Below are 1,376 nucleotides of genomic sequence, written 5' to 3'. Positions count from 1 at the left end.
AATTCCTTTGTATAGTGTTTCCTAGGTTCCATTTCATCCTCCAATTAAGACTATTTTCTCTTAACTGGAGTGTCCGGGTCTATTAGACCATATCAATTGCTGCAGCGAACATGGGGCACGCCACAAGTGCGCTGTAGACGCACAACGAACGCAAAATTATTTGCGTAAAGCTTGAGCTTAAGCTCTATAGATGATGGAGGAATCGACCCTCCGATATCGGCGTTCAGGTGCTGGTATCAAACCACTTCAAGCGGCTGCTGTAAAAGGCGGTGGTCGTGAGCGTTGAAGAAAGTCAGAGGATAAAAGCTGGCGAGGTATGGACTAGAGAGACGAATAAAACTGAATCTCTGTTGAAGCATCGTAAAGCCCTTATGACATCAAAACCGCAGCTATTTGTGGGGCGGCGGGATAAATCCACAAGCAACCTGATTACTGGGTTGGGGCTGTCCGGTGTGCAGGAGACGTGAGTCTAGTTCAGGCATTTATAGGAACTACAGGAAGCAGTCGCTTGGATGAAAAGGGAGAAATTCAAGGAAGTGACATTCCAAGAATGAGAGTACCAAGGCCAAGAACTGTGGCGGGGCTACTCGTAGTAGTGATGAAGTTTCTGTAATGGAAATGGAGCGAAGGGGTAGTGTTAAACAAGCTTAATTTATTATTCAACTTGTAGAAGGATCAAATAATGAAGGCAGCAAAACCATTTAATATTCCCAAGACATTAGTGTGGGAAGCGTTCAAATTAGTCAAAGCCAATCAAGGATCTGCTGGTATAGACCAGAAGTCACTTGAGGATTTTGAACAGAACTTATCGGGAAACTTATATAAACTTTGGAATAGATTATCATCAGGTACTTACTTTCCTCCAGCCGTTCAGGGGGTAGCGATACCCAAGAAACAAGGAGGAGAAAGAGTGTTAGGCATTCCAACAGTTTCGGATCGAATAGCCCAAATGACAATTAAACTGGCGTTTGAGCCATGCGTTGAACCTCACTTTTTGGACGACTCCTACGGATATAGACCAAATAAGTCTGCACTAGACGCGGTGGGAATCACGCGGCAAAGATGTTGGCAGTACAATTGGTTATTGGAGTTTGATATCAAAGGTCTGTTTGACCATATCGACCATGAGTTATTGATGAAGGCGGTGAGGAAACACACCAATAATCGGTGGATAATATTTTATATAAAACGGTGGTTGAAAGCCCCTATGCAAATGTCAGATGGAAAGCTCGTCAAGCGGACGCTAGGTACGCCTCAGGGCGGTGTGATAAGCCCCGTGTTAAATGTGAATTAAGAGCTAACTCGTAAAAAATTCCAGAAAAACAGAGCCGCAGCCAGTTTTCCTAATACATGCACCATAAGCCCCTTATAAGAAC

2 protein-coding genes are annotated in these 1,376 nt (G+C 44.0%); both read left to right on the top strand.

Translation table 11 applies throughout. From position 1 onward, the window contains the following. The first annotated feature begins 275 nt into the window (after positions 1-275). Complete coding sequence (locus BM122_RS21245) at positions 276-467, top strand: hypothetical protein (RefSeq protein WP_074907664.1); 192 nt, start codon at positions 276-278, stop codon at positions 465-467. Positions 468-682: 215 nt separating this feature from the next. After that, positions 683-1,294 (top strand): reverse transcriptase domain-containing protein, encoded by a 612-nt coding sequence (locus BM122_RS21240; RefSeq protein WP_074907663.1) that lies wholly within the window; start codon positions 683-685, stop codon positions 1,292-1,294. The last annotated feature ends 82 nt before the right edge of the window (positions 1,295-1,376 follow it).

The organism is Nitrosomonas communis, assembly GCF_900114745.1.
Taxonomy (GTDB): Bacteria; Pseudomonadota; Gammaproteobacteria; order Burkholderiales; family Nitrosomonadaceae; genus Nitrosomonas; species Nitrosomonas communis_A.
Note: the sequence above shows the minus strand (reverse complement) of the source record. Positions and strands in the feature narration are given on the sequence as shown.